We start from the raw sequence: 5,047 nt of genomic DNA on the forward strand, positions 1-5,047 counted from the left end.
TGGGGGTATAGCTCAGTTGGGAGAGCACTTGCCTTGCACGCAAGGGGTCAAGGGTTCGACTCCCTTTACCTCCACCAAAGCTACGAAGTATTTCGTAGCTTTTTTATTTTATTTAAAATAATTTCTATTCATAAATTTTATTAATAGTGTTATTATAAATATACAGTAAATGTTAAAGTAAAGGTGAAAATGTATGGCGTTATATAGAGTTAAACAATTCGTATGGGCAGCAGGATCATATTTTAAGAAAATAGATACAGAGTATGTAAATAAATATTTAGATAAAGATGAAATGAAATTATTTAATAAATTAAACCATAATGAAAAGCATCATTCTATACGTGTTTGTAAAGATGCTTTAGATATATGTAAGAAAAAAAATATTTCCTTAAATACTAATAGAATTGCTAAAGCAGCTTTATTGCATGATGTAGGTAAGGGTGAATTTGGGTTAAACTTGGTAGAAAAATCTGCATTAGTTTTATTAAATAAATTAACTAAAGGGAAAATAAAAAAATACAATAGCATAAAACAAATAGATATATATTATAATCATGCACAAAAAGGTGCTGATATATTAAAGGAATTTAAGACTTATGATAAAGAGTTTTTAGATAGTATTAGATATCATCATAGTAATAAGAAAATAAGTAATGAATTATTAGATTTAATAAGAGAAAGTGATAATAAGAATTAACTTATGAGGTGAAATATGATTGCGAATAATAGAAGAGAAGCAATAGTTGAATTATTACTTAAAGAAAAAGCTCCTGTAAAGGGAGTTGAACTAGCAACGAAATTTGATGTAACTAGACAAATAATAGTTAAAGATATAGCTATTTTAAGAGCAAAAGGAAATAATATAATAGCAACTCCAGATGGTTATATGTTTAATGATGATAATGGTAGTAGAGTAAGAGCAATAATAGCAGTAAATCATAATAAAGATGAAATGATAAAAGAATTAGAGATTGTAATTAAATATGGTGGAATTATAGAAGATGTTATAGTAGAACATCCTATATATGGTGAAATTAAAGGTTTGTTAATGATTAAGAATCTTAATGATTTAAATAGATTTAAAAACACATTTGAATTATCAGATAGTGCTCCGCTATCTTCATTAACAAATGGAGTTCATCTCCATACAGTGTCTGTAGATACTAAAGAAAATATGGAATTAATAAAAAAAGAATTAAAAGAAAATGGACTTACTTTATAATTAGGGAGAATTTATATGGATTATGATGTTTTAGTTTTAGGTGGGGGCATAATTGGGTGTGCAGCTGCTTATGAATTATCAAAATATAATTTAAATATAGCTGTAATTGAAAAAGAGTATGATATAGCAGATGATATATCTTTTGTTAATAGCGCAATAGTTTATGATGGTTCAGAGACATCTAATAATGTTATGGCTGGGTTAGAATATATAGGTAATATATTATTAGAGGATTTATGCGGAAAATTTAATGTGCCTTTTAAGCGTATTGGTGGTTTAAGGGTAGTAGATGATGATAATGGTGTAATTAAGCTAAAGGAAATGTATGAGAGGGCTATTAAAAGAGGTATTGATGGTGTTCACCTTATTGACAGTGATGAAGTATATAAAATAGAGCCTAATATAAATCCAGGAATAAAGAAAGGTTTATATTCACAAAATGTAGCATTAGTAGCACCATACGATTTAGCTTTATCTTATGCTGAAGTAGCTTCTGATAATGGAGTTATATTTAGATTAGAAGAAGAAGTATTGAATATTATGAATATAGCTAAAGGATTTAAAGTTATAACTAATAAAAATAAATTTACTTGTAGAGTTGTTATAAATACTATTGCTAATGAGATGTTTATAAATGAAAGTGGAGTAGTTCAAGAAAAGGACGAATTAAAAAATGAGAACACTTTCAAAAATATGAGCTATATATTAGTTGATGATAGTTATAAAAATAAATTATCTAGAATAATAACTAAGACTTTTGATAAGGATACTTTTGTTGTATCTACACCAGTTTTAAATGGAGGCTCTTTAATAGGAATTAAAAGTATTGAAAAGACTAGTTTAGATGATAATATATCTTATGCTACAAAGCTTCTTAAAGATCTAGATAAGAATAGTATAAATAATCTATTTAGGGAAAGTTATGATAAAGATTCTATTGTAGTAGATGATAGTAGAATAGATAGAGGATTTATAAGTGTTACAGGAACTCATTATGGAAAAATTACCTTAGCACCTGCTATAGCTAAGATGTTATGTGATACGTTGACTAATACATTAAAGTGTAGTCAAAAGAAGCATTTTATAGATAAAAGAAGAGAATCTTATAAATTCAGAGAGATGAATAAAGATGAAATAAATGAAGTAATTAAGGTAGATAATAGATATGGCAAAATGATATGTCTTTGTAACAATGTTACTGAAGGTGAGATTGTTGACTCTATAAGAAGGCCTCTTGGTGCAAGAACTGTTAAGGGAGTAAAGAGAAGAACAGGAGCTGGATTTGGCAGTTGTCATGGAGCTTACTGTAATGAAAAGATAGTAAGTATTTTAGCTAGAGAGTTAGGCAAAAATATAACAGATATAGTAGATGATTCAAAGGATTCTAAAATAATATCAGGAAGAATAAAGGAATTTGAAGGTATTTAGTGGAGGGTGTCATGGAGAATAAAGCTATATTTACTTCAGTGGTAAGAGTAAAAGGTAATAATAAATATAAGGTAGTGCCAGTAAAAAGCAGTGAAGAAGTAGATAAGAGTTTATGGATAGAAATATCTAAAGTATTAAGTAGAATTTATGTAAGTGTTCCTATTAAGCTAGGAAGTATAATATGTAAAAATGTTTTAAATACGGGTATTGATATAGTTTGTAGTAGAAATATTAAAGAAGCATAAAGTCAGAAAAATATGGTATAATAATAGATAGTACATATCTATTGACAAAATATAGGATGTTATAATATATTTAAGATAAATAAATGAATAAATAAACCGTTGAAAAGGCTAGTAATAAGATAGATGTTTTAAGAGAGTCAGTGGTTGGTGTAAACTGATAACTATATTTTATGAATCCACCTTGGAGGGACTGTGATGAGCAGTACGGTGTAATTCCGTTAAATTATTTAAGTGGATAGAAGTATGTTTTTATATATTACTACTATCAATTAGGGTGGCAACACGGAGTCTTTCGTCCCTTGTATAGGGAGGATAAGGCTCTTTTTTTATAAATGAATAATTAGTAGTTAAGAATAAAGATGAAACTTTATTGAGAATTCTTTGTATTAACCTAGAAATTTCATATGAATTTATTAATTAAATAATTGGAGGACAAAATGTTAGATTTAAAATTTTTAAGAGAAAATCCAGAAATAGTTAAACAAAACATCAAGAATAAGTTTCAAGATAAGAAACTTCCTTTAGTTGATGAAGTAATTGCATTAGATGCTGAAAGTAGAGCAACACAACAAGAAGCTGATTCATTAAGATCTAATAGAAAGACAATTTCTAAGCAAATAGGTGCATTAATGGGGCAAGGAAAAAGAGAAGAGGCTGAAGAGTTAAAAGCAAAAGTTAACGAACAAGCAGCTCGTCTTGCTGAATTAGAAGTTAAAGAAACTGAATTACAAGAAAAAATAAGAGAAATAATGTTAGTTATTCCTAATATTATTGATCCAACTGTTCCAATAGGAAAAGATGATAGCGAAAATGTTGAAGTAGAAAAGTTTGGTGAGCCTGTAGTTCCTGAATTTGAAATTCCTTATCATACTGAAATAATGGAAAAGTTAAATGGTATTGATTTAGATAGCGCTAGAAAAGTTGCTGGTAATGGATTCTATTACTTAATGGGTAATATAGCAAGATTACAATCAGGAATACTTTCTTATGCTAGAGATTTCATGATAAACAAAGGATTTACTTACTGTATACCACCTTTTATGATTCGTAGTGAAGTTGTTACTGGTGTTATGAGCTTTGCTGAAATGGAATCTATGATGTACAAAATTGAAGGTGAAGACTTATACCTTATAGGTACTAGTGAGCACTCAATGATAGGTAAATTTATAGATACTATAATAAAAGAAGATTCTCTTCCTCAAACATTAACTAGTTATTCACCATGTTTCAGAAAAGAAAAAGGTGCTCACGGTATTGAAGAAAGAGGAGTATATAGAATACACCAATTTGAGAAACAAGAAATGATAGTTGTTTGTAAACCAGAAGAAAGTAAAGAATGGTTCGAAAAGCTATGGAAATATACAGTAGAATTATTCCGTTCATTAGATGTTCCAGTTAGAACATTAGAATGTTGTTCAGGAGATTTAGCAGACCTTAAGGTTAAGTCTATAGACGTTGAAGCATGGTCTCCAAGACAAAAGAAATACTTCGAAGTAGGAAGCTGTTCAAATTTAGGAGATGCTCAAGCTAGAAGATTAAAGATTCGTGTAAATGGAGAAAATGGAAAATACTTTGCACACACTTTAAATAATACTGTTGTTGCTCCTCCTAGAATGTTAATAGCATTCTTAGAAAACAACTTAAATGAAGATGGATCTATTAATATACCAGAAGCTTTAAGACCTTACATGGGTGGAATGGACGTAATTAGATAATTAAAAATTATAAATTAAGGTTGAGACTAGACTATAGTTTCTTAAAAAAGAACAAATTCAGTTAATTCTGAATTTGTTCTTTAATTAATTATATATTATAAAAAAATAATTATAAAAAGTATAAAAAAAGTGTTGACATAATTATTAATAGTTGGTAGAATAATAAATGTTCCGAGGAGAGATGGTCGAGTTGGTTTAAGGCACCGGTCTTGAAAACCGGCGTGCGTGTGAGCGTACCGTGGGTTCGAATCCCACTCTCTCCGCCAAGAAGTTATTCGTAAGAGTAACTTCTTTTTTTATTATTCTATTATAAAAAATAAAAAACAAAAAGGGGCTGTCTCTGAAATGATTTTTAAAATCATTTCAGTAGACGGTCTTTTTATTTTTTATTCATATATTTATATGAAATTATTTCTAAATGAACAAGTTTTTTGACA

At 28.5% G+C, this 5,047-nt stretch carries 5 protein-coding genes, 2 tRNA genes and 1 other annotated feature; all 7 genes read left to right on the forward strand.

Annotated elements, in window-relative coordinates; translation table 11 throughout:
* The first annotated feature begins 1 nt into the window (after position 1).
* Positions 2 to 77: transfer RNA gene (locus tag ARA56_RS16000), tRNA-Ala, on the forward strand.
* A gap of 116 nt (positions 78 to 193) precedes the next feature.
* Complete coding sequence (locus ARA56_RS16005) at positions 194 to 697, forward strand: HD domain-containing protein (protein ID WP_055268476.1); 504 nt, start codon at positions 194 to 196, stop codon at positions 695 to 697.
* 15 nt (positions 698 to 712) lie between these two features.
* Positions 713 to 1,222: a transcription repressor NadR gene (locus ARA56_RS16010; RefSeq protein ID WP_055268478.1), complete on the forward strand. Its 510-nt coding sequence runs from the start codon at positions 713 to 715 to the stop codon at positions 1,220 to 1,222.
* Positions 1,223 to 1,237: 15 nt separating this feature from the next.
* Positions 1,238 to 2,650 carry an NAD(P)/FAD-dependent oxidoreductase gene (locus ARA56_RS16015; RefSeq protein WP_055268480.1) on the forward strand — a complete coding sequence of 471 codons (1,413 nt, stop codon included), beginning with the start codon at positions 1,238 to 1,240 and terminating at the stop codon, positions 2,648 to 2,650.
* Positions 2,651 to 2,661: 11 nt separating this feature from the next.
* A complete protein-coding gene (locus ARA56_RS16020; RefSeq protein ID WP_055268482.1) occupies positions 2,662 to 2,895 on the forward strand; it encodes a DUF1667 domain-containing protein in 234 nt (77 codons plus the stop codon).
* Between the two features lie 90 nt (positions 2,896 to 2,985).
* Positions 2,986 to 3,198 (forward strand) — a binding site (T-box leader).
* Positions 3,199 to 3,332: 134 nt separating this feature from the next.
* A complete protein-coding gene (serS, locus tag ARA56_RS16025; RefSeq protein ID WP_055268484.1) occupies positions 3,333 to 4,610 on the forward strand; it encodes a serine--tRNA ligase in 1,278 nt (425 codons plus the stop codon).
* 175 nt (positions 4,611 to 4,785) lie between these two features.
* Positions 4,786 to 4,876: transfer RNA gene (locus tag ARA56_RS16030), tRNA-Ser, on the forward strand.
* The last annotated feature ends 171 nt before the right edge of the window (positions 4,877 to 5,047 follow it).

It is taken from the genome of Clostridium disporicum (genome assembly GCF_001405015.1).
Classification (GTDB): domain Bacteria; phylum Bacillota; class Clostridia; order Clostridiales; family Clostridiaceae; genus Clostridium; species Clostridium disporicum_B.